Origin of the sequence: Pseudomonas sp. JZ114 (genome assembly GCF_051027705.1) — a bacterium.
GTDB lineage: Bacteria > Pseudomonadota > Gammaproteobacteria > Pseudomonadales > Pseudomonadaceae > Chryseomonas > Chryseomonas luteola.
The window spans coordinates 846,007-871,218 of the sequence record NZ_CP069256.1; the positions used below are offsets into that span (position 1 = coordinate 846,007).

Sequence of the window (25,212 nt, forward strand, 5' to 3'; positions counted from 1 at the left end):
GGCCAGCGTAAAGCTGGCCTTTTTTCTTATGCGCCTAGACTGGCCAGGCCGATGTAAGTGGCGGCACCACCCAGGTAACCCAATAGCGCCAGCAGGCTGATGCGTTTCAGGTACCACATGAAGTCGATCTTCTCCATGCCCATTGCTGCTACGCCAGCTGCCGAACCGATGATCAGACAGCTGCCGCCTGTACCGGCGCAATAGGCCAGCATTTCCCAGAATCGCCCATCGGCCAGGAAATGGGTGAGCCAGCCGGCGTCAGCTGAGCTGGCCGCCGTCAGCGCTTCAGGGGAGACCAGCGGATACATTTTCATGGCGCCTGCTACGAGCGGTACATTATCGACCACCGATGACAGGAGACCGATCGCGATATTGATGGCATAGACATCGCCTAAGCCGTCTTTCAGCCAAGTGGCGACCTGCACAAGATGGCCTGCCGTCGCCAGGCTGGAGACTGCCAGCAGAATGCCCAGGAAAAACAATACGCTTGGCATATCGATCCGGCGCAGTACGCCAATCACGGACAGCGGGTGCTTGTCTTCATCGTTCTTGCCGCGATGAATGATTTCAGTCACGACCCACAGTACGCCAAGGCCCAGCAGAACACCCATGTAGGGCGGCAGGTGTGTCACGGTCTTGAAGATCGGCACAAAGAGCAGGGCGCCAATGCCCAGCGCAAAGACAAGGTTGCGCTCGAACGGAGTGGTTGGATTCGCATTATTCTCATGCTCATCCATTGCCGGTCGCTCGGCTTCGCCCTTGAGCCTAAAGCTGAGCAGCACCAGGGGAACAAGCAGGCAGACCAGGCTGGGCAGGAACAGACTCATGACGATACCGCTGGCCGAGATCTGGTTTCCAATCCACAGCATGGTAGTCGTTACATCGCCAATAGGTGACCAGGCGCCACCCGCATTCGCGGCAATGACCACAATCCCGGCGTAGAACCAGCGCTCCTTGGCATCGGCAATGAGTTTGCGCAGCAGGGAAACCATGACGATGGTAGTCGTCAGGTTGTCTAGCGCGGCAGACAGGAAGAACGTGATCAGGCCTACCAGCCATAGCAGGCTGACGCGCTTGTTGGTACGAATACGGTCGGTAATGACCGTGAAGCCTTCGTGGGCATCGATCAGTTCGACGATGGTCATGGCGCCCATCAGGAAAAACAGGATCTCCGAGACCTCGCCCAGGTGGTGGCGCAGCTCCTCGACCACGAAATGAGTGTTGTCGCTGCCGGGCTGCAGATGCGGCAGGATTTGATCTGCGCCCAGCACCAGCAGCGTCCAACTGACAACGGCTGTTAGCAGCGCCGAGGCGGCTTTATCGATTTTCAGGGTGTGCTCGCAGGCGATACAGAGGTATCCGAGCACGAAGGTTAAGGCCATGAAGACATACATGAGCGGCTTTCCAGGGCAGGGAGTCAGGTCGAAACCTTTTCCAATCATTACAGGGAGGGCGCCGAGGATGCCTTATATGTTTCAAAAAATGAAGAAAAAGGCACAAAAAGGATTGCTTCTCGGGTCGTCAAACGGCCTATCGATACCCCTGGGCCTGCAGCTGGAATAGATGAGCGTACCGGCCATCCTGGGCGACCAGCGCGTCGTGGCGTCCCTGTTCGATGATACGGCCATGCTCCAGGACCACAATCTGATCAGCCGAGCGAACCGTAGAGAATCGGTGAGAGATCAGGATCGTCATCTTGCCTTGGGCATGCTGACGAAACTGCTCGAAAACCTCTGCCTCGGCGGCAGCATCCATGGCAGCCGTAGGTTCGTCGAGTACGAGAATGTCGGCCTGGGTACGCATGTAAGAGCGTGACAGTGCGATTTTTTGCCATTGTCCGCCTGACAGTTCTTGCCCGCCTTTGAACCAGCGACCCAGTTGTGTCTGATAGCCTTGGTCGAGCCGCTCGATGAAGTCGCTGGAGCGTCCACGTTCGGCTGCTTCCTGCCAGCGCTGCTCGTCGTCAAAGGCTTCGACATCGCCCACGCCCAGGTTTTCGCCAGCGCTGAACTGATAGCGAATGAAATCTTGGAAAATGACGCCAATGCGTTGCCTTAGGGCATCGGTATTCCACTCTTGAAGATCGCTGCCATCGAGCAGAATGCGGCCCTCGCTGGGCGTATAGAGTCGAGTAAGCAGCTTGATCAGCGTGGTCTTGCCTGAGCCGTTCTCGCCCACCAGGGCCAGGCTTTCACCGGGTCGCAAATGTAGATTGATACCCTCCAATGCTGCGCGCGAGACACCGGGGTAATGAAAGCCGACCTGTTCGAAGCGGATGCCGTCTCCAGGTGTTTTACCCTGTCTCAAATCGCCTTGCTCAGCAGCCACAGGCTGTTCGAGGTATTCATACAGGTTGGAAAGATAAAGGTTGTCTTCATACATGCCGCTAATGGCGGTAAGGCTGCTACTGACTGCCGTCTGGCCTTGCCTGAAAAGCAGCAGATACATGGTCATTTCACCCAAGCTGATACGCCCATGTACGGTATCCACTACGATCCAGACATAGGCGGCATAGAAGGCCAGGGTCCCGAGCAGGCCAAGCAGAAACCCCCAAGTGTCGCGCCGAATCGTCAGGGCGCGATCTTCTGCATAAAGCTGGGTGAAGATATCGCGGTAACGCTGGAGTAGACGTGGCGCAAGGCCAAAGAGTTTGACCTCCTTGATATGATCTTCCCGCGCCAGGACCGCTTCAAGATAACCCTGCATGCGGGCCTCAGGGGAGCGCCGCCGAAACAGGCGAAAGGCATCACCCGAAAACTTGGCTTCGGCAAAAAAGACAGGCAATGCCCCGACCACCAGGATAAGCAGCGCCCAGGGTGAAAAATGAATCAGCAGGATGGCAAAGCTGATCAGTGAAAGACCGTTCTGCATCAGGCTGAACAGCTTGTTGACCAGGGAGAGCGGGCGGATCGAGGCCTCGCGGCGGGCGCGGGTGAGCTTGTCGTAAAATTCCGAGTCTTCAAATTGGACCAGTGACAGTTGCTGGGCTTTTTCCAGGATCATCAGGTTGACCTTTTGCCCCAGCAGGACGCGGAGCAAGGACTGCTGGACGGAGAGGCCCCGCTGCGCCGCTGCGATCAAGGCGACCACGCCGGCTTCCATGGCCAACAGCCAGAGCACGGGCGACAGCAGAACGTTCCCCTGTGTCTGATGCAACTGCATGGCCGCCACGACCGAATCCACGATCTGCTTGCCGAGCCAGGCGGCCAGCGCTGGCAACACACCTGCTACCACGGTAGCCAGGGCAAGTCCCAGGGTCAGGGCAGGAGAGGTCGACCACACGAGGCCCAATGCCCGTGAGCTGTACTGAAAAAGGCTGAGCGCCCGGTGTCGCCAAGGCTGGCGCGGCGCAGGGGGTATGGCTGTCATGGGGTATTGGAGTGCATTCCTGGCGGGGAAATCCGTCAGGAATGCTGCCATGATCGTTATGGCGTCTGCCAGTTAATCATCAGGCCTGCTTGCGAAAACGTCCCTGGGCGTCGGCTGTCTTCATGGCGGCAACTACCGAAAGCGGATCGACCCTGAAGGGCTCGTTGTGAATGGTTTCCCCTTCCGCGCAGGCCAGTTCCGCAGCCTTGAGCAGGTCTGCATCAGACGCATTGGCCAGACCGATATCTGCCAGAGTAAGCGGCAAGCCGATTCGCTGACTGAACGTGAAGGCTTCATCAATGATGGCAGGCTTGCGGCCACTCAGGATCAACATGGTCAATACGCCAAACGCAACCTTCTCGCCGTGCCAGTAGCTGTGGGTCTGGGACAGGGCGGTGAAGCCATTGTGAATCGCGTGAGCAGCTGCCAGGCCGCCGCTTTCGAAGCCTAGTCCGGAAAGAAGGGTATTGGCTTCGACGATATGCTCCAAGGCTGGCGTGACGACCTGTTGCTGACAGGCATGCAGTGCGAGTGGGCCATATTCCAGAAGCGTGTCATAGCACAGGCGTGCCAGGGCATAGGCGGTGAGAGGGCCGGGTCTTCCTGTCATGTTGCCAGCGCCGCGGATACGGCAGTCTTCTGCCTCGAACCAGGTCGCCATGGCGTCGCCCATTCCTGATACCAGAAAGCGCGCAGGGGCCTGGGCAATGATACCGGTGTCTACCAGTACAAGATCCGGGTTTCGCGGCAGAAACAGGTAGCGCTTGAAAGCACCTTCTGCGGTATAGATTACTGAAAGCGCACTGCATGGAGCATCGGTAGAGGCCAGGGTAGGCACAACGGCCACAGGTATGTTCAGTTCGTGGGCCAGCGCCTTGGCGGTGTCGAGTGATTTGCCACCACCGATCCCGACGATAGAGTCAGGCAGGTGCTGACGCGCCATCCCAGCCAGCCGTGCGACTTCCTCGTCGCTGCACTCGCCGTTGAAGCGGATACGCTGGCATTCGAGCTGATGCTGACAGGCCTTGTCGAGTGCTGCCCCCAGATGGTCGTCGGCAAAGGGGTCAAGAAGGGCCAGGGTACGTTTACCGAAGCGTGCAAGCTCCTCACCCAGGTGGTTAAAGGCTCCGTTACCTTGAACATAGCGGGAAGGGAAAATCGCCGTCGTGAGCATGGGGCAGGCTCCTCTGAAGTGGATTAGCCTGACTATGGAGCGTTTGGGAGGGCGCGCTATTGTCCTGAATCAACGCTGTTGGCATCAGCGTCTATCGCTGGATGAAAGGCGCGGAGGAGTTACCGCCGCGCCCTGGATTATCAGTGTCCAGCCGTGATGACGGGCACTGCCCAGCTCTCGCCAGGCAGCGGTGCGCGGAAGGCCTCTTCCGGCAGTCCTTGGGCTTCGCGCTCCTTGGCAAGGTCCTGGGGAGGCGCAAACTGGGCTTCGTCACTGAGCGGGAAGGTACCGAAGTGAATGCCCATGCTGGTGCTGGAGTGAAGAATCTTGTGTGCGGCTACTGCCTCCTGTGGATTCATGTGGCTCGACACCATGAACCAGCGTGGCTCATAGGCCCCGATAGACAAAGCCGAAAAGCGCATGGGACCGAAACGGTCGTGAATCCGTTGGAAGTGCCCGCCCCATGCGGTATCGCCGGGGAAGTAGACAGGACCGCTGGCGGACTCCAGTACAAAGCCGCCCCATAAGGTACGGTTGGTATCGAAGCGGGTGCGGGCCGACCAGTGCTGTGAAGGCACGATATGCAAGGTTACCTGCTGGTTCAGGGGCTGACTCTGCCACCAGTCCATCTCCGTTACAGTGCCAAAGCCGGCTTCCTTGCGGATCAACTCGGCGTTACCCAGCAGCGTGACGACGGGCGTAAGCGGATTAATCTCGGCTAGACGGCGAAGCGTCGCCAGGTCCATATGATCGTAGTGGCTGTGGCTGACAAAGATCAGGTCAAGGGGCGGGAGTTTTTCCAGGGCTAAGCCCGGGTCGTGGTAGCGCTTGGGTCCTATGAAGCTGAACGGGCTAACCCGCTCGGACCAGACCGGGTCGGTCAGGATATTCAAGCCATGGTACTGAATGAGCAAGGTGGCATGGTTGATATAGGTGACGCGCAGCTCATCGCCTGTCACGCGCTCGGGCAGCTCCTCCTGGCGCGGCGGAAGCGCCTGCCAGACCCACTCGGGACGCTCGCGGGTCAGCTGCCATTTGATTAGAGTCCAGAAACTCTTTTTGGTAAAGGGCTCCTGGTTGTAAAACTGCTGCCCGTCGAAGTGATCCGAAGGCGGGCCTTTGTATTCTGGGCCGCCACAGCCTGCAAGAGCGAGAAGGTTGACCAGCCAGAGGGAGCGAAAGATTCTCATGAAGGACTCACGTTGCCGGTAAGTGAAAATCGAGTGCCGGTTTTTCGGTACACTCGCGGGTATCTTTTATCGTTGCACCGCGTTTTTAACGTGCCCGTGCCTCAAGTGCCAGTCTTCATCATGCCTCGTTCCTACCGCTCCCCTCAAACCCCGCGTCCTCGTCGTGTTGCCAAGGCCCCGCCGGCCGAGCCGCGGCTGATCTTGTTGAACAAGCCATTTGATGTGCTGACCCAGTTTTCCGATGGGGACGGGCGGGCTACGCTCAAGGACTTCGTTCCGATTCCAGGCATTTATCCGGCAGGACGGCTGGACCGCGACAGCGAAGGGCTGCTCCTCCTGACCAATGACGGGCGCTTGCAATCGCGCATTGCCGACCCTAGGCACAAACTGCCCAAGACCTATTGGGTTCAGGTGGAAGGCGCCCCTACAGAAGAACAGATACAAACGCTGCGAACAGGCGTCGAGCTGAATGACGGACCGACGCTTCCCGCAGAGGTGCGCCTGTTGGAGGAGCCGGAACTATGGGAGAGAAACCCTCCCGTACGCTTTCGCAAGAGTGTTCCAACGGCCTGGCTGGAGCTGGTGATTCGTGAAGGCCGCAACCGGCAGGTACGTCGCATGACGGCAGCCGTCGGCCTGCCTACATTGCGCCTGGTGCGAGTACGCATCGGCCCTTGGGCGTTGGAGGGTATGGCGCCGGGTGAATGGCGCGAGGTGCCGGCGCGGCTGTAACCGCGCCAGCGGATCAGCTGTAGCGATCAGTAATGTGACGTAATAACCGCGATGCCTTCGTTCAACACGTCCCGCCAGGCTTTGAGCGTCTCGTCCGTGCACTGCGGGTCGTGGCTTGAAATGGTGGCGAGCAAGGTATCGACCCAGATGCTGTAGAGTTCCGGGCGAATATCCATCTGATGGCGGCAATGGGTTTCGCCCAGCGCGCGCAACTTGGTATCCGGCATTCCGCGCGCCACCATGACCAGGTTCATGATGCCCTGTCGCAAGAGCTGCTTTTGGGCCTGCATGTTGGTATTGACGAACTTCTCGCGGATCAGCGGCGAGCTGGCAAGAAAGCGGGTATAGAAGTCATCGAAAAAGTCAGCGCTGGCGCAGCAGCGGCCGTAGCTCTGCATCACCTGGTCGGCGGGTTTCATGGCAAGTCCTTGCGAGTGTTTCGTCCACGTTTGTGGGTACAGCGGATGGGGAGCGAAGTGTAAACGGGTGGCAAGCCTATCAGGTTAAGACAATAGTCTTAAAGGCCTTTTGATATGGAGGGTTATTGGCCGTGCCCCTGTATGAGGCACGGCCGGCAGGTGAATGGCTTATTCGGGGTGACGACGCTTCTCGATCTCGTCAGCCGTCATCTCGCCCTGGGCATGGCCGAAATGCTCCAAGACAAAATTGGTGACCGCCGCCAGCTCCTGGTTGGAGTATCCGCGGGCAAAGCCCGGCATGAAATGATCGCCGTGGGGATTCTCCAGCTTGTCTCCTCCCAGCAGGACCTGCACCAGATTGGTTGCCTCTGGATCGTTCACCGTGCGCAGGCCACTAAGCGCGGCAAAGGTGCTCTGCCGGCCCGAACCATCCCACAGGTGACAGCTGACGCAGGCGTCGGCAAACACCTTCTGGCCCAGCGGGTTGTTTCCTTTGGCCGGTGCGTCAGATGACAGCGCCTTGGGCTCCGGTCGCATCAATCCATACGGCTGACTGGGGACCGACTTCAAGTACACCACCATAGCGCGGATATCCTCAGGCGTCAGGAAGCGCAGGCTGTGATTGACGGCTTCGGCCATGGGGCCAGCCGCAACGCCATACCCTTCGGCATGACCTGTAGACAGGTAAGAGGCCAGGGCCTCGTCCGGCCAGGCACCGATGCCGGTCTTCTGGTCACCGCTAATGTTGTAGGCCTTCCAGCCCTGAATCACCGCGCCACCCAGGTTTCGCGAGCTGTCACGCGCCTGAAAGATATTACGGGGGGTATGACATTCGCCACAGTGCCCCGCACCTTCCACCAGATACGCACCGCGGTTCCATTCAGCCGACTGGCTCGGGTCCGGCTCGAAGCGCTCGTTCGGGTTGAACATCATGTTCCAGAACATCATTCCCCAGCGTTGGTTGAAGGGGAAGCTGATGTCATTTTCCTTGTTCGGCTGCCTGATGGGCTCCAGGCTGAACAGATACGCCTTGATCGCCAGAATATCTTCCCGCGACATCAGCGTGTAAGACGTATAGGGAAAGGCTGGATAGTAGTGCTTGCCGTCCTTGCCGACGCCTTCCTGCATGGCGCTGACAAAGTCGTCATCGCTCCAGGTGCCGATCCCGGTTTCCTTGTCCGGCGTGATGTTGGGGGAATACAGCATACCGAACGGCAGCTTGAAACCACGACCGCCAGCGAACGGTTTACCGCCGTTCTCGTCAAGGTGACAGGCTACGCAGTCAGCTGCGCGGGCCAGGTATTCGCCGCGCTGGACCGTGGCCTCGTCAGCGGCCTGGGCAGACAGCGTTGTGAGGGCCAGCGCCACAGGCGCCACGCCGCTCAACACCGTACGCGTCATGGTGCCCCAGATAGAAGTGAAACGATTCATAGGAGCTCCTTAAGCCACGTGGTAACCGGCGCGAACCACCGGCAGACGACGAAGGCGCTTGCCGGTTGCCGCATACAGAGCATTGACCAGAGCCGGTGCAATCATGGCGGTACCGGCCTCTCCAATCCCGCCAGGTATTTCATGGCTTGGAATGATGTGCGTCTCGACCGGTGGGGCATCGCTCATGCGCAGCTGCCGGTAGTCGTGGAAGTTGCTCTGTTCCACATGTCCATTCTTGACGGTAATCTCATTGTAGAGCGCAGCAGACAGGCCAAACAGCGTGCCGCCCTCCAGCTGAGAGTGAACAGAGGTCGGATTGGTTACCTCGCCGCAATCTGCAATACAGATCAGGCGGGTGATGTGGATGCCGTTCTGCGCATCGACCTGCATTTCCACTACGGTAGCGAGGTAGCTGCCAAAGACTTCCTGTACGGCAATTCCCCGACCATGGCCCGCTGGCAGTTTCTGGCTCCAGTTGGCTTTTTCGGCGGCAAGCTTGAGTACCGCCTGCGCACGGGGATGCTCGCCGAGCAGCTTCATCCGGTAATCGACCGGGTCCTGCTTGGCTGCGTAGGCCAGCTCATCGATAAAGCTTTCCATCACATAGGCGCCATGCAGCGGGCCTACCCCACGCCACCAGGAATTGAGAATGGCCTTGGGCGCTTCAGGGACGTAACGGACCCTGAGGTTTGGAAGCGAGTAGACGGGTTTGTTGGAAACCTCTACTGCGTCGGCATCCAGCCCATTGGGTGGTACGGCGGCTGGCGCAAACCGCGCCATGACCGAGGCCCCGACAATGGTATGCGACCAGCCCACTGGCATGCCGTTGGCATCCAGGCCTGCGCTGAAGCGGTCGATATAATGAGGACGGTACAGGTCATGGGCGGTGTCTTCTTCACGCGTCCAGACCAGCTTGATGGGGTAGTCGACCTGCTTGGCTATGGCTGCGGCCTGACCGATGAAGTCCGCTTCCAGGCGACGGCCAAAGCCTCCACCGATGAGCTGGTTGTTGACGATGATCTTTTCCGGCGGCAGGCCGGTTGCCTTGGCAGCCGCCTGTTGGGCCATAACCGGCACCTGGGTGCCGACCCATAGTTCACAGGCATCCTCGCGGACCTGGGCCACACAGGTCATGGGCTCCAGCGTGGCGTGAGCCAGGAAGGGCATCTCGTATTCCGCCTCGATCTTGCTGGACGCACCGGCAATGGCCTTGTTGATGTCGCCAACCTCGGCGGCAATGGCGCCTTCGCGATCAAAGGCTGCATGCAGGGCGCGTTCGATCTGGGCGGAGTCGATACCGGCGTTCGGGCCTAGATCCCATTGGATCTCCAGCGCCTTCAAGCCTTTAAGGGCTGCCCACATGTGATCGCCGATCACGGCAACGGCATTTTCCAGCTTGACCACATCCCTGACACCGGGAACCGCACGAGCGTGACGGTCATCCACTGAGGCAAGCGTGCCACCCACGACCGGACAGGCGCTGACAGTAGCGATCTTCATGCCTGGCACGTGCAGGTCGATGGTGAACTTGGCGGAGCCGTCTACTTTGCCAGGCGTATCAAGGCGGCGCAGCGGCTGGCCGATGACCTTGTAGTCTTCCGGCTTTTTGAGCGGGACGTTTTCCGGAACGGGCAGTTTGGCAGCTGCATCCACCAGCGCGCCGTAGGCCAGTTCGCGATTGCCAGGGCCGATGATCTTGCCATTTTCGGCGCGGCATTCATCCGGCGACACCTTCCATTGGTTGGCCGCGGCCTGGATCAGCATTACGCGTGCCGCCGCAGCGGCTTCCCGCAGGGGTTGCCAGTTGCTGCGAGTCGATGAGGAACCGCCGGTGGCCTGAAAGCCCAGAAGCTTGTCCCCATACAGTTTTTCGTCTGGCGGTGCTTCCTGCACCCTGACCTGATCCAGAGTAACGTTCAACTCTTCGGCTACCATCATGGCAAAACCGGTCTGTACACCCTGGCCCATTTCGATCTTGGGCGAAATCAGCGTGATCTGCCCATCGTGGCCTATCCGAAGAAACGCTCCCAAGGCCGTAGGGGTGTCCAGCGGTGCGTCTTCTGGCCCTTTGTTGACATACTGTTCGGCATAGCTGCGGCGGGAAAAAGGCAGTGCGGTTGCCAACAGCAAACCACCTGCGGCGATACCACTGGCCTGAAGCAGCTTGCGGCGCGACAGGCTTATGGCCTGCGCCGATACATTCTTGGTCATGGAGTCTGCTCCGCTCAAGCCTGGGAAACGCTTTTGATCGCGCCGCGGATACGGGTATAGGTACAGCAGCGGCAGATATTGCCGGACATGCCCGCATCGATTTCAGCATCGCCTGCGTTCGGGTGCTGGGACAGCAGCGCCACGGCCGACATGATCTGGCCGGACTGGCAATAGCCGCACTGCACGACTTCATGCTCAAGCCAGGCATCCTGCACTTTCTTGCCCAGGTCGGACTCGCCCACGGCTTCGATGGTCACGATCTTCTGGCCTTGTGCAATGTTGCTCACAGGCAAGACGCAGGCGCGAACAGCCGTACCGTCCAGATGCACCGTGCAAGCGCCACACTGTGCGATCCCGCAGCCGTACTTGGTGCCGGTCATTCCCAGCACGTCACGTAGAACCCAAAGCAGGGGCATGTCGTCGGGGACGTCGACCTGATGGTCGGCCCCGTTGATGTTGAGCGTAAGCATTGCAACCTCATGAGCACGGTAGGACAGTCGACTCGTCATGCCGGAACGCCGTCAGGCAAGGTCATGCCGACGGGAAGGGCTGCGAGTCGATCGTTGGTTTATTCAGGACAGAATGAACGGTGCTTCATTCCGTGTCCTTGGAAAAATTTAGATAAATAAATCTGATTTATCCATCTTCTGGCAAGAAACACCAGTGTCGGCATCGAATTCGTGCAAATCCGCGGCCTCAGACAGGTCCATGTAAATCGCGACGATACTCAGCCACGCAGGTGCTCAAGCGGCAGCTCGGTACTGGAGATGACCTGGTTGAGAACGAAGCTTGAGCGCACGCTCGAAACGCCTTCTATACGGGTCAGGGTGCCCAGCAGTAGTTTCTGGTAGTGGTCCATATCCGGAACGACCACCTTGAGCTGATAGTCCGCATCCATGCCGGTCACCAGGCTGCATTCCAGCACCTCAGGGCACTGCCGAATGATCGACTGGAAATGCTCGAAGCGTTCAGGGGTATGCCGGTCCATGCCGATCAGTACGAAAACTGTCAGGCTAAGGCCCAGTTTCTTGCGGTCGAGCAGGGCAACCTGACGATTAATGTAACCATCATCTTCCAGCTGCTTGACCCGTCGTGAGCAAGGCGAAGGAGACAGGCCGATGCGTTCTGCCAGTTCCTGGTTCGAGATGCGTGCATCACGCTGAAGTTCGGCAAGAATACGTAGGTCGTAGCGGTCTAGTTTGTCCATTTTGAAACCAATCCTTTGGAAAATTGCGTTTAAAAGGTTTTTTTAGTGTTCTGTTGCTTAAACGGTAGAGGATATAGCAAAAAACGCAAACTTTGGTCGGTGCAACAGGGCTAAGCTGAACTCATTACTTCGATGGCCCGGACGAACAGTCCAACGGTGAGCTCCAGGAGGGCAAGCCGATAATGCCGCCGACCTATCAGGTCGTGCCGCTCCCGGGCCACTCACCGCCCAAAAGGCTGTGTGATCGCAGCAGTCGCCAAAAGCGACTCAGAGGACAGAATTCCGGAAGGGGGCGAAAGCCTCCTTTTTTGTGCGCCTGATAAAAGTGTACGCCTGTGCTCCGCCTATCCGTCAATGCTCGCCTCGCGCATACTCCTGGCTTAGATTGAGGATTCGACCGCCGCCTCGCCATTTGCGGAGCGACCGGCGGTAAGCAGGAGATAGGGTCATGAAGCGCCGCGGGCGTTTGACAGGTATCGGTCTGATAGTCGCATTGAGCGCAGGCCACGTGCTGGCAGGGCCTTTTGAGGCCGGACAGACGCAGTTCGGCAATCCGTCCGGCGGCGCTGCGCCTCAGCCTCAGGCGGGGCAGGGTCGCGTTGGAGATCACCCGGACTACTCGCCCTCTCGAGGAATGGATCCTAATGCCGGGCCTCGTCCGGGAGCGGGTCGCCCTATCGGGCAGGATGGCTCGCGCTGGCAGACCGGCAGTGGTCAGGATCTTCCCCATCAACGCTATGATTTTCCCCGGCGGCCTGTCGAGCGGGTCGATGAAAACGGTGTACGGTTTATTACCGCGCCTCCGCGAGAGGTCACAGGGCAGGCGAACCACTCTCGGGAAGACGGCTGGAATCGACCCGATGCCGTTCGGCGTGGCGATGAGCGTGCTCGCTGGGAGCAATCCGGGCCGAATGATCTGAATCGAGGCTGGGAAAATCAGCCCCGTGTCATTGATCATCCTGATTATGGGCCGTACGGCAACTGGAATCGCCCGCACAGGCACAACGACTTCGATCGTCGTGGCTGGGGACCAAATCCTGATTGGCGTCCCGGCTATGTGCTGCGGCGCCCGCCGCCTCGGTACACCCGTATCTGGCATCAACGCTATGAGTATTACTATTCCGACGGGTACTGGTACCGCCCACAAGGGTCGAGCTATGTCATCGTGACCCCGCCGCGCGGCGTGTATGTCAGTAATTTGCCCAACTATGCGCAGACGTTGGTGATCGGCGGGCTGACCTACTACTTTGCCGCTGGTACCTATTACCAGCCGCAACCGGAATACAACCGTTACATTGTCGTGGAGCCGCCTGTGCAAAACGGTGGCTATGCCATTAGCAGCAATGCCTTTGATGTCGCCATAACCCCTGCCTATGGTCAGACACAGGCCCAGATGGAGCAGGATCGTTATGACTGCCAGCGTTGGGCGGTCAGCGAGTCAGGTTTTGATCCATCCCGAGCAACCACTGCGCCACCGGCTGATGTGGCGGATCGTTATCGACGTTCGCTGGGCGCCTGCCTAAGTGGCAGGGGATATAACGTGACCTATTGAGGGGGGCCGTCTGCCTGTAATCTGATGAAGTCAGACGCCCTTGAGCCCTCAGCTCGGAGGCAGAGGATGCCGATGGGGGACATCGGGTGCATCCAGCGGGTCGGCATGTACCAGCACTTCGGCCTGCGGATACTCCGCCATGATCGCCGCTTCGGCCTCGTCGCACAGGCGATGGGCTTCGGACAGGGTCATTTCTCCCGGTAGCTCCAGATGCAGTTGGACGAACCAGTGGCTTCCCGAAATACGCGTGCGCAAATCATGAGCCCCCAAGACTTGGGGCACGCTGCACGCCAGCGTCAACATGTGCTCGCTGACTTCATAGGGCAATTCCTGATCCATCAGCACACTTAGCGAGTCGCGTGCGATTCCAATGGCACTCCAAAGGATATACAACGCAATACCCAGGCCAAAGATGGCATCCAACTGATCCCAGCCGTAGCTGGCAGCAATCAGGGCAATCAGGATGCTGGTGTTGAGCAGAAGATCAGAGCGGTAATGCAGAGAATCGGCGCGAATCACTGCGGACCCTGTAATCTGAATGACGTGCCGCTGTAGCATCAGCAGGCCCGCAGTCACAATCAATGAAAAGATCATGACTGCAATGCCCAGCAGAGGCGTTCCCAGGGGTTCAGGTTCTTTCAGGCGTCCGATGGCCTGCATGCCGATCAGGATTCCGCTAGCGCCAATGAACAGGGCCTGGGTAATACCCGCCAACGACTCCGCTTTGCCATGGCCGTAACGGTGGTCGTCGTCGGCGGGCTTTAGGGAATAGCGCACCGCCAGCAGGTTGAACAGGGAGGCCGCGCCATCAAGCACGGAATCGGTCAGCCCAGCGAGCAGACTGACCGATCCGCTGAACCACCAGGCGATGGCCTTCACGGTAATGAGCAGGCCAGCCACTGCGAGTGAAGCAGTGGTGGCCAGGCGCAACAGCCTGGCGTGTTCGGTACGGCTCTTCATCAGGTGTTATGCCGTAGGGCGCAACCCGAAGGCGGCCAATTGCTCAGGGCTGCCGCTGTGCTGAATCAGGCGTGGATCGGTCAGCGGCAGGGAGCGGCCGGTTTCCTGTTCGATAATGGCCTTGAGGCGCGCCTTGTCCACCTTGCCATCCGCGTCGATAGCATCTTTTAGCTTTTCCGGGTCGACCGAGGCGTGCTGGTCGTTGGGCAGGTAGATGGCTCCGGACGTAAAATCAACACCGAACGCAATCAGGCCGGGAATGATGTAGAACAGCAGGCCTACCGCATCCAGGATGGCAATGCCCGGGTCGATCTGGCCAGTAATTTGGCCGCGACGCTCAGGATAAAACAGCGTACCGCAGGCCGAAATCTGGGTCAGCACTGCTGCAGCAAGGGCGCCACAGATCAGGCGAGTGCGCATTGGCATAAACACCTCCATAGGTCAGGAAACCGCACTATAACCGGCGTTGCGAGAGGCCGGAAGCGGGCCGCTGGAGTCGTTATAATCAGCAGCCACCGTATATGACCACGTGCACAGCAGAATGACGCCATTACCCATCGATACCGTATTGCCTACCCTGCGCGCCGCCCTGGTCGAGCGCGACGAAGTTGTGCTGGAGGCACCTCCAGGTGCAGGCAAGACCACACGTGTACCGCTGGCGCTGCTGGATGAGCCCTGGCTAGCGGGTCAGCGGATTCTCATGCTGGAACCACGGCGCTTGGCCGCTCGGGCAGCGGCGGAGCGGCTGGCAGCCGAGTATGGCGAACCCGTGGGCGAGACGGTGGGGTACCGCATTCGCTTGGAGAGCAAGGTAGGGCCCAGGACACGGATCGAGGTCGTTACGGAAGGTATCCTTGCGCGTCGCCTGCAGGATGATCCTGCCCTCGAAGGCGTTGGCTTGGTCATTTTCGACGAATTTCACGAGCGAAGCCTGGATGCCGATTTGGCGCTGGCACTCACTCTGAATGGGCGTGAGCTCTTGCGTGACACTCCGCTCAAGGTCCTGGTCATGTCCGCAACCCTTGAGGGTGAGCGGCTTTCGGCCTTGCTGCAAGGGGCTCCGGTGGTGCGCAGCGAGGGGCGCATGTTTCCGGTGGAGATCAAATGGGGGCGGCCCACTTCGACGGACGAGCGCCTGGAGCCCAGGGTTGTTCAAACCATCCAGCAGGCACTGGATGAGCAGGACGGAAGCCTGCTCGTCTTTTTGCCGGGGCAGGCTGAAATCCGGCGGGTTCATGAGTTGCTGGATGATGCGCTGGCTGGCAGGGTGGATATCCGGATCGCGCCGCTCTACGGTGAGCTTGATCTGGCTGCCCAGAGAGCAGCGATTGAGCCGGCACCGGCCGGTATTCGCAAGATTGTGCTGGCGACCAATATCGCCGAAACCAGTCTTACCATCGAAGGCGTTCGGGTGGTGATAGATGCCGGACTTGCCCGGGAGCCCGCCTTTGATCCCGGCAGTGGCATGACGCGGCTAGCGACGCGACGCATCTCTCGCGCCTCGGCCACCCAGCGAGCGGGACGGGCGGGGCGCCTGGAGCCAGGGGTGTGCTATCGCTTGTGGTCGGAGACGCAGCATGACCAGCTACCCGCCTATGATTCACCGGAAATTCTGCAGGCTGATCTGGCAGGGCTTGCGCTTCAGCTGGCGCGCTGGGGCGCTGTTGCAGATGAGCTGGTCTGGTTGGATAAACCTCCTGCTGCGGCCCAAGCACAGGCTCAGAATCTGCTTGTGCGTCTGGGTGCGCTCAAGGCTGATCGAACGGCCCTGACAGCCCATGGACAGGCCATGAGCACCCTGCCGGCTCATCCGCGACTGGCTCATCTTCTGCTTCGGGGACAGGCCCTGGGGTTGGCGCCATTGGCGTGTGATCTGGCGGCTATTTTGTCCGAACGGGATATCGTGCGTGGCGAGGGTGCGGATATACAAACTCGCCTTGCGCTGCTGGCAGGCGAAGGGAAAGGGCCGCGAGGCGGTATTGCGCGCATTCGCCAGCTGGCAAGACAATTCAAGGGCTTGCTGCGTGGCGCTTCCGAAATGCCTGTGAGCGATCCGGATCATCCACGCTGGGTAGGGTGTCTGCTGGCTTTTGCTTATCCGGAGCGGATCGCACACCAGCGCCGATCCGGCGGTGCAGAATATCGGCTGGCCAATGGCCGTGCGGCACTGTTTGCCGATGTCGATTCGCTGATGAAATCACCGTGGTTGGTGATTGCCGATCTTGGGAGCCGACAAGGGCAGCGTGAAGAGCGTATCTATCTGGCTGCCGAGCTTGATCCTGCCTTGTTTGAAGGGCCCCTGGCCGAGCAGGTATCGACCCATGAGGAGGTGGACTGGGACGAGCGGGAGGGCGTACTGCGCGCCGAACGGCAGGTCCGAGCCGGTGAGCTGATCCTTGCTCGTGAGCCATTGAGTTCGCTAAGTGATGACGCGCGCAGCCGGGCATTACTGGGGCTAGTCAGGCGTAAAGGGCTTGAACTCCTGCCCTGGACACCGGAGCTGCGCCAGTGGCAGGCACGGGTCATGCTTCTGCGGCGGCTGGACCTGGAGCAGGGCGGTCTCAGCGAGTGGCCTGACGTGACCGACACGGCACTACTGGCAACGCTGGAGAACTGGCTGCTACTGTATCTGGGGCGGGTGACTCGCCTGTCCCATTTCGCTCAGCTCGATCTGGGCGCCATCCTGCAGGGCTTGTTACCCTGGCCGCTACCAAGCCGCCTGGACGAGTTGGCGCCCCGCTCGATAGAGGTACCTTCAGGTTCCCGTATCCGCCTGGACTACACCGAGGAGCCGCCCGTGCTGGCCGTCAGGTTGCAGGAGATGTTCGGCCTGGCCGACACCCCTCGGATCGCCGGCGGACGGCTTGCTGTAAAGCTGCACCTGCTGTCCCCTGCGCAGCGCCCGGTGCAGGTTACCCAGGATCTGGCTAACTTCTGGCGCAGCACCTATGCCGAGGTAAAGAAGGATCTGAAAGGCCGCTATCCAAAGCACTATTGGCCGGATGACCCGCTCGTTGCGGAGGCGACTGCACGGGCCAAGCCTCGGCGTTAGTGTCGAGGCTTTACAGATCAGACTCGCGCCACGCGGGCGATCTGTTTGGCCAGGAACGGCCCGGATGCGATCACGCCAATCAAGCGCAAGGCCTGCATGGCCAGTACCAGCCCGACGTCCGCATGGCTGTCCACGGCGATGATCGCCATCGAGTCTAGGCCGCCAGGACTGGTTGCAAGGTAGGCGGACAAAAAGTCCTTGTTCATTAGATGAGCCAGGAAGAGGGCCGAAAGAGCGCACATGGCGATCAACATCAGCGAGGCCATGATCATCTTGGGCAAGGCTCGGGTGACATAGCGCACCGTGGTTTTATCGAACCGCAAGCCTACATAGCAGCCCATCGAGCCAAACGCGATGGCCAGCAACCAATGGGGAAGGGTAATGGTTACCCAACCGTTGAGCTGCAATATGGTGCCCAATGCAATAGGCACCATCAAAGCGCCAGCCGGCAGGCGCTTGCCTAACCAGACACCTACCACCACGACGGCCAGCGTAATTCCAAATGACTGCAGGGTGTTCCAGTCAAAGGTGATCGCGGCCGAGTGAGAGGCTGCTCCTGTACCTTCAGCCCCTAAAAAGCGGCCAACCAGGGCACTGATCACGACCACACAAACAACACGTACATACTGCATGGTTGCCACGATGCGAGAGTCCGCCCCGTATTCTTCCGCCATGGCAACCATGGCGGAGGCCGCGCCGGGCGTAGTACCCCAGGCGGCGGTGGAGCCGGGTAAACCGCCGAAGCGAACCAGGATGACACCCACCAGTACGCTGAGCAGAACGGTAATGGCAGTGGCCAGCAGCATGACCGGCCAGTGCGTAGCGACCATAAGCAGAACGGCCGCTGTCATGGAGTGGGCGATCAGACAGCCCACCACGCCCTGGCTTAGCTGGAACAGTGGTTTGGGTAGACGGATCGTGGCCCCTTTGACGCCAAAGCAGATGGCGACCAGCATGGGCCCTAGGAACATGGCCGCAGGGATACCGGCACGATCAAGGCAAAAGGAAGCCAGACTGGATACAACAATCAGGGCAGCCCACTGCAGGGCAGGATGTCGTGATGGCGGTGCTGCAGATGAAACAGGGGCGTGAGGCAATGACGTCCTCCTCAAGAGGTGGCAGCCACAGACGGCGTAGCCGCGCTATAGCCTTATTATACGCGCCTTCCATCTAAAGTTTGATAGTAAGATAACTAACGAAACGATCACGAATCGTAATGGCAGTCCTGAAGCAATCGCAGGCATTGCCGGATGTATTTGGGTTATTCCTTGTGGGGAGGGCGTTACGACCACGAAACAAGGCATTCTCCCGGATCTTTATGCCTCGGCTGTTCGAGCCGTTCTTGCTAACAGCATTCGGGGCAAGAAGCATCATTCACCACTGCCATGCCCAGAAGGGCAACCCCGGTATTCACCCAGGCCGCCAAGTGACGGCCCGGGTAAGTTGAGGTCAGCGGACCAGGTGCAGGAACTGCAGGTGTCGCTCGTACTGGTCGAGCATGTCGTTGATGATTTGCTCCTTGGTGTAGCCCACCAGGTCATAATCCTGGCTGCCCTCAGCCAGATAGACCTCTGCACGGTAGTAGCGGCGGTTTTTCAGGTGCAGCCCGCCCATACCAGCTCGGGCAAAGCTCGGTGTGAAATACCCCTGCATGATGACCCGATAGATAAAGGGATGCTGTTCGCCATGACCAACCTCAAGGCTCAGGTTGGCATTGGTAGGATCAAGCTCGGTCTGTACGGCCAGTCCTTTTTCCCGGAATACCTCGGCCACTTCCTCAATCGCCGGGCGAACAATGGTGTCCATTACCCGATAGACCTCATCGCGCGACGGGAAGTGAACAGCCTTGGCAAGGCGCTGACGCCAGCCACCGCTGCGGCGTGGGTTGGCCTGGGATACCGGGGCCAGAGAATGTGATCGTGCCCGTTGCCGCTGCGATTCGGTGTAGAACGCCTTGTGCAGACCCCACATCATTAGCAGGGTTACTAGCGAGAAGGGCAGGGAGGTCAGGACCACCGCAGACTTTAGTGCATCCATGCTACCGGCGACCAGCAGACCACCGGTGACAAGGGCAGTAGCCGTTCCCCAGAAGACGCGCAGCCACTTGGGACCGTCTTCGTCCGCTTCGCCGCCTGTCGAGGACAGGGTCGACAGCACCACAGTGCCCGAATCCGCCGATGTCACGAAGAACACAAAGCTTACGAATACCGCCACCGCAATGACAATACGGCTGGCAGGATACGTTTCCAGGAGGTGATAGAGCGCCATGGACGGCTCGCGAATAGCCGTTTCGGCCAGGCTGGTCAGGTTGTGGTTTAGCACCTGATCCAGCGCGCTATTACCAAAGATGGACAACCACGCGAGGGTAAAGCCAAGCGGAATGAACAGTACGCCAAAGACGAATTCACGAATGGTACGACCACGGGAAATTCGCGCAATGAACAGGCCTACAAAGGGTGCCCATGCGATCCACCAGGCCCAATAGAATACGGTCCAGCCGCCCAGCCAGTCGGACGGTTTGTCATAGGCATAAAGGTCAAAGCTCTTGGTGGGAACAGCGCCCAGATAATCGCCGATGTTCTGGATCAGCGTATTGAGCAGGTGCTGGGTCGGCCCGGCAAACAGGACAAACAACAGCAGACCGACCGCCAGGAGCATGTTGATATCGGACATGACACGCACACCCTTGTCCACACCTGATACGGCAACAAGAATGGCGGCTCCCATCATCACGGCAATCAGCAGGGCTTGTACCCATTGGGTATGGGGTACACCGAACAGATAGTCCAGGCCCGAGTTGAGCTGAAGCACACCAAAGCCCATATCGGCGCCCAGGCCGAAAACGGTGGCAATGATACCAAAGCAATCTACCGCATGGCCAATAGGGCCGTTGATGCGCTTGCCGATCAGCGGGTATAGCGCTGAACGTAAGGCCAAGGGCAGGTTATGGCGATAGGCGAAATAGGCCAATGCCATGGCAACGAGTGCAAAGACCCCCCAACCATGCAGTCCCCAGTGCAGAAAGAGCAGTTGCATGGCCTGACGTGCAGCAGCCTGCGTGCCGCCTTCGCCTTGAGGGGGATGCATGAAATGCGTCAGGGGTTCTGACACGCAGAAAAAGAACAGGGTAATACTGATACCGGCTGCGAATAGCATGCCGGCCCATGAAAGGTAACTGAACTCAGGCTGATCGTGATCGGCGCCAAGCTTGATCTTGCCGTACCCTGAAAGGGCCGTGACGATGACAAAGACCAGATAAAGCGTCATGGCCAGTAGGTAGTACCAGCCTACCGTCTGTGAGGCCCATGTCTGAGCTTCCAGCAGCCAGGCTCCGGCGCGCTCGGGAAAGGCGATTACCACCAGAGCAAAGACCAGGATTGCTGTGGCCGCGCTGTAAAAGGCGGGCGGATTGAGTCGTACGTTACCGGATGGGGTCGTGCTGCTCATGGAGCATGTTCTCCTATAGGGCAGGTGCCAAAGAGTCCGTACAGTCGAGTCGCGGGTTTCCGGTCACTCGCGATGCTGTCGGGCTAGTAGCTCAAGGTGATTCGAAAAGGGGACATTCCTTGCCCGTCGTTTGTAGTCATTTTTTATTAATTGATCGTTCAATATAAAAAGATAACACGAAAAGACGTTCAAGCGGAGCTTGAATCGCCTCCATATGTCATTTTGCTATAGTCGGTCGAGGAGGGGCGAAACCGAAGGGCCTGAGTCAGAGCGGAAGCAGGCCTGCTACGGTTGCCATTGGGTATCACTGCCGGAGAGTTTGCGGTTCAGGAAGTAGGCGGCGCTGATCAGGGCCAGATGGGTCAGGGCCTGAGGAGTATTGCCCAGGTGACGTCCACGGGCGTCAAGCTCCTCGGCAAAGAGTCCCACAGGGCTTGCGTATTTCATGAGTTTTTCAAACTCCATATGCGCCTCGTCTATCCTGCCGGCCCGCGCCAGGCACTCCACATACCAGAATGAGCAGGCCGCAAAGGAGCCCTCTTCACCCGAGAGTCCATCGGACATTTCAGACTGATCGTAGCGCTTGACCATACCATCGCAGACCAGACGTTCCTTGATGGCATCTAGAGTTGCCAGCCACGCCGGGTCTGTTGCGCTGACAAAGCGCAGCAAGGGCATCAGGAGAAGAGATGCGTCCAACGTATCCTGGCCCAGAATGGCTGTGAAATGACCTTTTTTCTTGTTCCAGAAGTGGGTCCAGATATCTTCCTGAATATCGCCCCGTGCCTTGAGCCATCGTTCATAGGGCATGGCAAGGGAACGCTTCTGTGCCAGGCGAATGGCTCGGTCAATGGCAACCCAGCACATCAAGCGCGAGTGTAGGAAGTGCTTGGGCTCATCACGAATTTCCCAGATGCCGGCATCCTTGGTCTGCCAATGATTGCAGACATAATCGATGATACTGACAACATGTTTCCAACCGCGGTGTGATATGGCCTGGCCGTACTTGTTTGACAGGTAGACGGCATCCATCAGCTCGCCATAGATGTCGAGCTGAACCTGTCCGAATGCATCGTTGCCGATACGCACAGGCTTTGCCCCGCCGTGGCCGCTCAGGTGGTCCAGTTCCTGTTCGGGCAGTTCCCGTCCACCATCGAGGCGATACATGATCTGAAGCTTTTGCGGCAGATCGCTGCTGCGCTCGATACAGTCGCCCACCCAGCTCATGAAGTGGTTGGCTTCGTCGGTGTATCCCAGGCGCATGAAAGCATAGACGGTAAACGAGGCGTCCCGTATCCAGGTAGCCCGGTAATCCCAATTTCGCTCGCCACCTGGTGTTTCCGGCAGGCTGAAGGTTGCCGCAGCAGCAATGGAACCGTGCTGCTGCGAGACCAGAAGCTTGAGCACCAGAGCCGAGCGCGAGACCATTTCCCGCCAGCGGCCGGTATAGTTGCTTTGACGAGCCCATCGCTGCCAGAACCTGAGTGTATGCTTCAGGCAGAGATCAAGATCTTCTTCCATGACCTGTCGATCTTCGGCGCAGCCAAAGACGAATGTCGCGCTTTCTCCTTCCTTGAGGGTGAAGTCCGCTACGGCCGTATTCCCGTCGAGCGTAAGCGTCTCGGAACCGGCCAAGCGCATACTGCGCTGGCCCTCGGCCTGAAACACAATGCTGCCATGCTCTACCGTAGCCCTGGTTTCAGCCCGGGCGTAATCAAGCCGCGGTGAACACTTCAGACAAATGCGCGAGTCGCCTTTGACGGCATAAACCCTCCGCACCAGACGGGGCATGGTGTTCTCTTCCGTCAGGATGGGCATCCAGTCGGTCAACTCGACGGCGCCGTCGTCATCAAGCCAGCGGGTCTGCAAGACGTTACTGTCGGGGAGGTAGATCTGTTGCCGCCTGGCATTAGGGCGGTCGGGTGCAATCGTGAACAGTCCGGCCTCGTCACCATTGAGCAAGGCGGTAAAAACCGAGGGGCTATCTAGGTCAGGCCAGCAGAAATAGTCGATGCTGCCGTCATCGGCGACCAGCGCGCAGGTACGCATGTCGCCGATGACTCCATGGGCATCGATGGACCGGATTCCGGCGTTGTGATCAACCATTGTCCTGGAATCCTGGATACAGACACATGCCGCCATCGACAAAGAGGGTGGTACCTACCACGTAGTCAGACAGGTCGGATGCCAGCCAGACGACGGCATTACCAATGTCCTCCACATCCCCGACACGCTTGTAGGGGATCAGCTTGAGCAACTCGCGGCGACCTTCCTCGTTGCCAGTCACGTCTTCATTGATGGCCGTAGCGATAGCACCCGGCGCAATACTGTTGATGCGGATGCGCTTTTCGGCCACTTCCTGAGCCAGGGTTTTCATCATCAGGCTGACCCCACCCTTGGAGGCCGCGTAATTGACATGACCTGCCCACGGAATGACCTCATGTACCGAGCTCATGTGAATGATTTTGCCCGCCGCGCGTGACAGTTCGGCATTAACGCCTTGCTTCAGAAATTGCTGGATGGCGGCACGTGCGCAAAGGAATTGGCCGGTCAGGTTGGTCTGGATGACCATGTTCCAATCCTTGAGGGTCATCTCATGGGAGGGTGCATCGCGCTGAAGTCCGGAGTTGGCCACCAGGATGTCCAGACGGCCAAAGGCTTCGATCGTCTTGGCAAAGAGCTGTTCGACGGCCTGCTCATCACCGACATCAGCACCCACGGCAATGGCCCGACCGCCGGCCGCCTTGATTTCATCCGCAAGCTGTTCAGCCGGCTCGGCATTGGAGTGGTAATTGATGACAACGGCTGCGCCTACCTGAGCCAAGGCCTTGGCTGATGCGGCGCCGATCCCTGAACTGCCGCCGGTGACCAGTGCAACCTGGCCATCGAGTGAAATTTTCATGGCAAACCCTCAAGCAATTCGGTGAAAAGTCCTTGTCACCTGACCGTTGGCGGCATGCGAGAGTTCAGAGGGGTAAAGGGCTGCCTGCCGACCCGCAAGCAGCCCTCCAGCAGATCAGCTGTGTTTCAGGGTATGCAAGTGGTCGCGTTTGGCGAGGGTAGGGAAGAGCTTGATCCAAAGGCCTGTCACGATCAGCGTTCCTGCGCCGCCCAGCACGACCGCTTGCACTGTGCCCAGCCAGGCTGCCGTTACACCGGACTCGAACTCGCCTAGTTGGTTTGAGGCACCGATGAACAGGCCGTTGACGGCACTGACGCGGCCGCGCATTTCATCCGGCGTCTCCAGTTGCACAAAGGCGCCGCGAATGACCATGCTGATCATGTCAGCCGCACCCAGAACCGCCAGCACGGCCAGGCTGAACCAGAACGAGGTGGAAAGACCAAAGGCGATGGTTGCCACGCCAAACACACCTACCGAGATAAACATGATGCGTCCGACGTTTCGCTCGATGGGAAAGCGCGCGAGCCAAAACGACATCAGCAGGGCGCCCACGGCGGGTGCTGAGCGCAACAGGCCCAGCCCCCAGGGACCGGTCATCAGAATATCCCGGGCAAACACGGGTAACAGTGCCGTTGCGCCGCCCAGCAGAACGGCAAAAAGATCCAGGGAAATGGCGCCGAAAATATCGCGGCGGCTGCGAATGAAGCGAATCCCGGCCAGTAGCGAATCCAGACTGGCCTTTTCCTTACGCGGTTGCTGTTCACGCGCAGGCAGGCTCAGCACGAGGAGAATTGCCACACCATACAGGGCCGTTGCCGGTGCATAGACCCAGAAGGCACCCAAGGCGTACAGAAAACCACCCAACGCTGGCGCCACGATTGTCGCACCCTGCATGGCGGAGGCTGAGGCCGCAACGGCCCGGGGAAATAGCGAGGCGGGGACGATGTTGGGCAAAAGCGCCTGGGTCGCTGGCATTTCGAAGGCCCGGCAGGTGCCCAGCATGAAGGCCAGGATAAAGATCAGCTCACGAGTCACATTGTCGGTCAGGCTGCCATAGACCAGCACCAGTGCGGTAAGGGCCTGACCTGTCTGGCAGAGTGCGGCTACCTTACGTCGGTCGTAGCGGTCCGCCACATGCCCTGTATACAACATGAAGAACAGACGCGGCAGGAATTCCACCAGGCCGACCAGGCCCAGGTCGAGCACATTATGCGTCAGTGAATAGATGTGCCAGCCAATGGCTACGGTGAGCATCTGAAAGCTGCTGGCGGTACAGACGCGGGCAAACCAGAACGCCAGAAAGGGTCGATGATGACGCAAATATAAAGGGGCTGAGGTCATGATGGGGCTCTTCGAGAGGTCTCTCATCATAGTCTCGGCAAGCGGTTTTTGTGCACTGATCAGAGATATATTCTGAAACACTTGGTGGGTAACAAGTTGTGTGCGCCACCTTGACGCGCGACATCTGACCACGGACCCCACTGCGTTTTAGAGGTCTAGAATGAATCCAGACGTTGACCTACGTCAGAGCCTTGCGGCTTAAAATGCGATAGTCGGACCACCTTT

General features: G+C 58.9%; 19 protein-coding genes. 3 read left to right on the forward strand and 16 right to left on the reverse strand.

All coding sequences use genetic code 11. The features are described from left to right. Positions 1-26 precede the first annotated feature (26 nt). The 4 genes from nhaD to JQR90_RS04000 all read right to left on the reverse strand — a co-directional run bounded on the left by nhaD (position 27) and on the right by JQR90_RS04000 (position 5,733). Entirely contained in the window at positions 27-1,394 is a 1,368-nt protein-coding gene (gene nhaD / locus JQR90_RS03985; RefSeq protein ID WP_010797124.1) for a sodium:proton antiporter NhaD, read from the reverse strand. A 136-nt stretch (positions 1,395-1,530) separates the two neighbouring features. Beyond that, positions 1,531-3,369: an ABC transporter ATP-binding protein gene (locus tag JQR90_RS03990; protein WP_051370185.1), complete on the reverse strand. Its 1,839-nt coding sequence runs from the start codon at positions 3,367-3,369 to the stop codon at positions 1,531-1,533. A 79-nt stretch (positions 3,370-3,448) separates the two neighbouring features. Then, positions 3,449-4,543, reverse strand: coding sequence for a glycerol dehydrogenase (locus JQR90_RS03995; RefSeq protein ID WP_434140506.1), 1,095 nt, complete (start codon positions 4,541-4,543; stop codon positions 3,449-3,451). Positions 4,544-4,683: 140 nt separating this feature from the next. Further along, the gene (locus tag JQR90_RS04000; protein ID WP_434140508.1) at positions 4,684-5,733 is read right to left on the reverse strand and encodes an MBL fold metallo-hydrolase; all 1,050 of its coding nucleotides are present in this window, start codon (positions 5,731-5,733) and stop codon (positions 4,684-4,686) included. A gap of 120 nt (positions 5,734-5,853) precedes the next feature. Here JQR90_RS04000 and JQR90_RS04005 point away from each other — a divergent pair, with 120 nt between their 5' ends. Continuing rightward, positions 5,854-6,465 (forward strand): pseudouridine synthase, encoded by a 612-nt coding sequence (locus tag JQR90_RS04005; RefSeq protein WP_219650737.1) that lies wholly within the window; start codon positions 5,854-5,856, stop codon positions 6,463-6,465. Positions 6,466-6,491: 26 nt separating this feature from the next. Here JQR90_RS04005 and JQR90_RS04010 read toward each other — a convergent pair whose 3' ends face one another. The 5 genes from JQR90_RS04010 to JQR90_RS04030 all read right to left on the reverse strand — a co-directional run bounded on the left by JQR90_RS04010 (position 6,492) and on the right by JQR90_RS04030 (position 11,733). Then, entirely contained in the window at positions 6,492-6,884 is a 393-nt protein-coding gene (locus tag JQR90_RS04010; RefSeq protein WP_010797129.1) for a globin, read from the reverse strand. Positions 6,885-7,052: 168 nt separating this feature from the next. After that, positions 7,053-8,315, reverse strand: a complete 1,263-nt coding sequence (locus JQR90_RS04015; RefSeq protein WP_010797130.1) for a cytochrome c — start codon at positions 8,313-8,315, stop codon at positions 7,053-7,055. Positions 8,316-8,324: 9 nt separating this feature from the next. Continuing rightward, a complete protein-coding gene (locus JQR90_RS04020; protein ID WP_073449554.1) occupies positions 8,325-10,526 on the reverse strand; it encodes a xanthine dehydrogenase family protein molybdopterin-binding subunit in 2,202 nt (733 codons plus the stop codon). Positions 10,527-10,540: 14 nt separating this feature from the next. Beyond that, on the reverse strand, positions 10,541-10,996 hold the full coding sequence (locus JQR90_RS04025; protein WP_010797132.1) for a (2Fe-2S)-binding protein: 456 nt from the start codon (positions 10,994-10,996) through the stop codon (positions 10,541-10,543). Between the two features lie 257 nt (positions 10,997-11,253). Beyond that, on the reverse strand, positions 11,254-11,733 hold the full coding sequence (locus tag JQR90_RS04030) for an Lrp/AsnC family transcriptional regulator (RefSeq protein WP_010797133.1): 480 nt from the start codon (positions 11,731-11,733) through the stop codon (positions 11,254-11,256). A 448-nt stretch (positions 11,734-12,181) separates the two neighbouring features. Here JQR90_RS04030 and JQR90_RS04035 point away from each other — a divergent pair, with 448 nt between their 5' ends. Next, positions 12,182-13,285: a DUF6515 family protein gene (locus JQR90_RS04035; RefSeq protein WP_010797134.1), complete on the forward strand. Its 1,104-nt coding sequence runs from the start codon at positions 12,182-12,184 to the stop codon at positions 13,283-13,285. A gap of 48 nt (positions 13,286-13,333) precedes the next feature. Here JQR90_RS04035 and JQR90_RS04040 read toward each other — a convergent pair whose 3' ends face one another. Together JQR90_RS04040 and JQR90_RS04045 are read right to left on the reverse strand one after the other, a co-directional pair. After that, the gene (locus JQR90_RS04040) at positions 13,334-14,245 is read right to left on the reverse strand and encodes a cation diffusion facilitator family transporter (RefSeq protein ID WP_010797135.1); all 912 of its coding nucleotides are present in this window, start codon (positions 14,243-14,245) and stop codon (positions 13,334-13,336) included. A 6-nt stretch (positions 14,246-14,251) separates the two neighbouring features. Beyond that, a complete protein-coding gene (locus JQR90_RS04045) occupies positions 14,252-14,671 on the reverse strand; it encodes a hypothetical protein (RefSeq protein ID WP_010797136.1) in 420 nt (139 codons plus the stop codon). A 115-nt stretch (positions 14,672-14,786) separates the two neighbouring features. Here JQR90_RS04045 and hrpB point away from each other — a divergent pair, with 115 nt between their 5' ends. Beyond that, on the forward strand, positions 14,787-17,297 hold the full coding sequence (gene hrpB / locus JQR90_RS04050) for an ATP-dependent helicase HrpB (RefSeq protein WP_010797137.1): 2,511 nt from the start codon (positions 14,787-14,789) through the stop codon (positions 17,295-17,297). Between the two features lie 17 nt (positions 17,298-17,314). Here hrpB and JQR90_RS04055 read toward each other — a convergent pair whose 3' ends face one another. The 5 genes from JQR90_RS04055 to JQR90_RS04075 all read right to left on the reverse strand — a co-directional run bounded on the left by JQR90_RS04055 (position 17,315) and on the right by JQR90_RS04075 (position 24,987). Then, positions 17,315-18,394, reverse strand: coding sequence for an AbrB family transcriptional regulator (locus JQR90_RS04055; RefSeq protein WP_010797138.1), 1,080 nt, complete (start codon positions 18,392-18,394; stop codon positions 17,315-17,317). Between the two features lie 352 nt (positions 18,395-18,746). Then, a complete protein-coding gene (gene betT / locus JQR90_RS04060; RefSeq protein WP_010797139.1) occupies positions 18,747-20,744 on the reverse strand; it encodes a choline BCCT transporter BetT in 1,998 nt (665 codons plus the stop codon). A gap of 285 nt (positions 20,745-21,029) precedes the next feature. Further along, the gene (locus JQR90_RS04065) at positions 21,030-22,850 is read right to left on the reverse strand and encodes a glycoside hydrolase family 15 protein (protein WP_112297603.1); all 1,821 of its coding nucleotides are present in this window, start codon (positions 22,848-22,850) and stop codon (positions 21,030-21,032) included. Further along, on the reverse strand, positions 22,843-23,646 hold the full coding sequence (locus JQR90_RS04070; protein WP_010797141.1) for an SDR family oxidoreductase: 804 nt from the start codon (positions 23,644-23,646) through the stop codon (positions 22,843-22,845). Before JQR90_RS04070 ends, JQR90_RS04065 begins: the two co-directional genes overlap by 8 nt. A 114-nt stretch (positions 23,647-23,760) precedes the next feature. Then, on the reverse strand, positions 23,761-24,987 hold the full coding sequence (locus JQR90_RS04075) for an MFS transporter (RefSeq protein WP_037030006.1): 1,227 nt from the start codon (positions 24,985-24,987) through the stop codon (positions 23,761-23,763). Positions 24,988-25,212 lie beyond the last annotated feature (225 nt).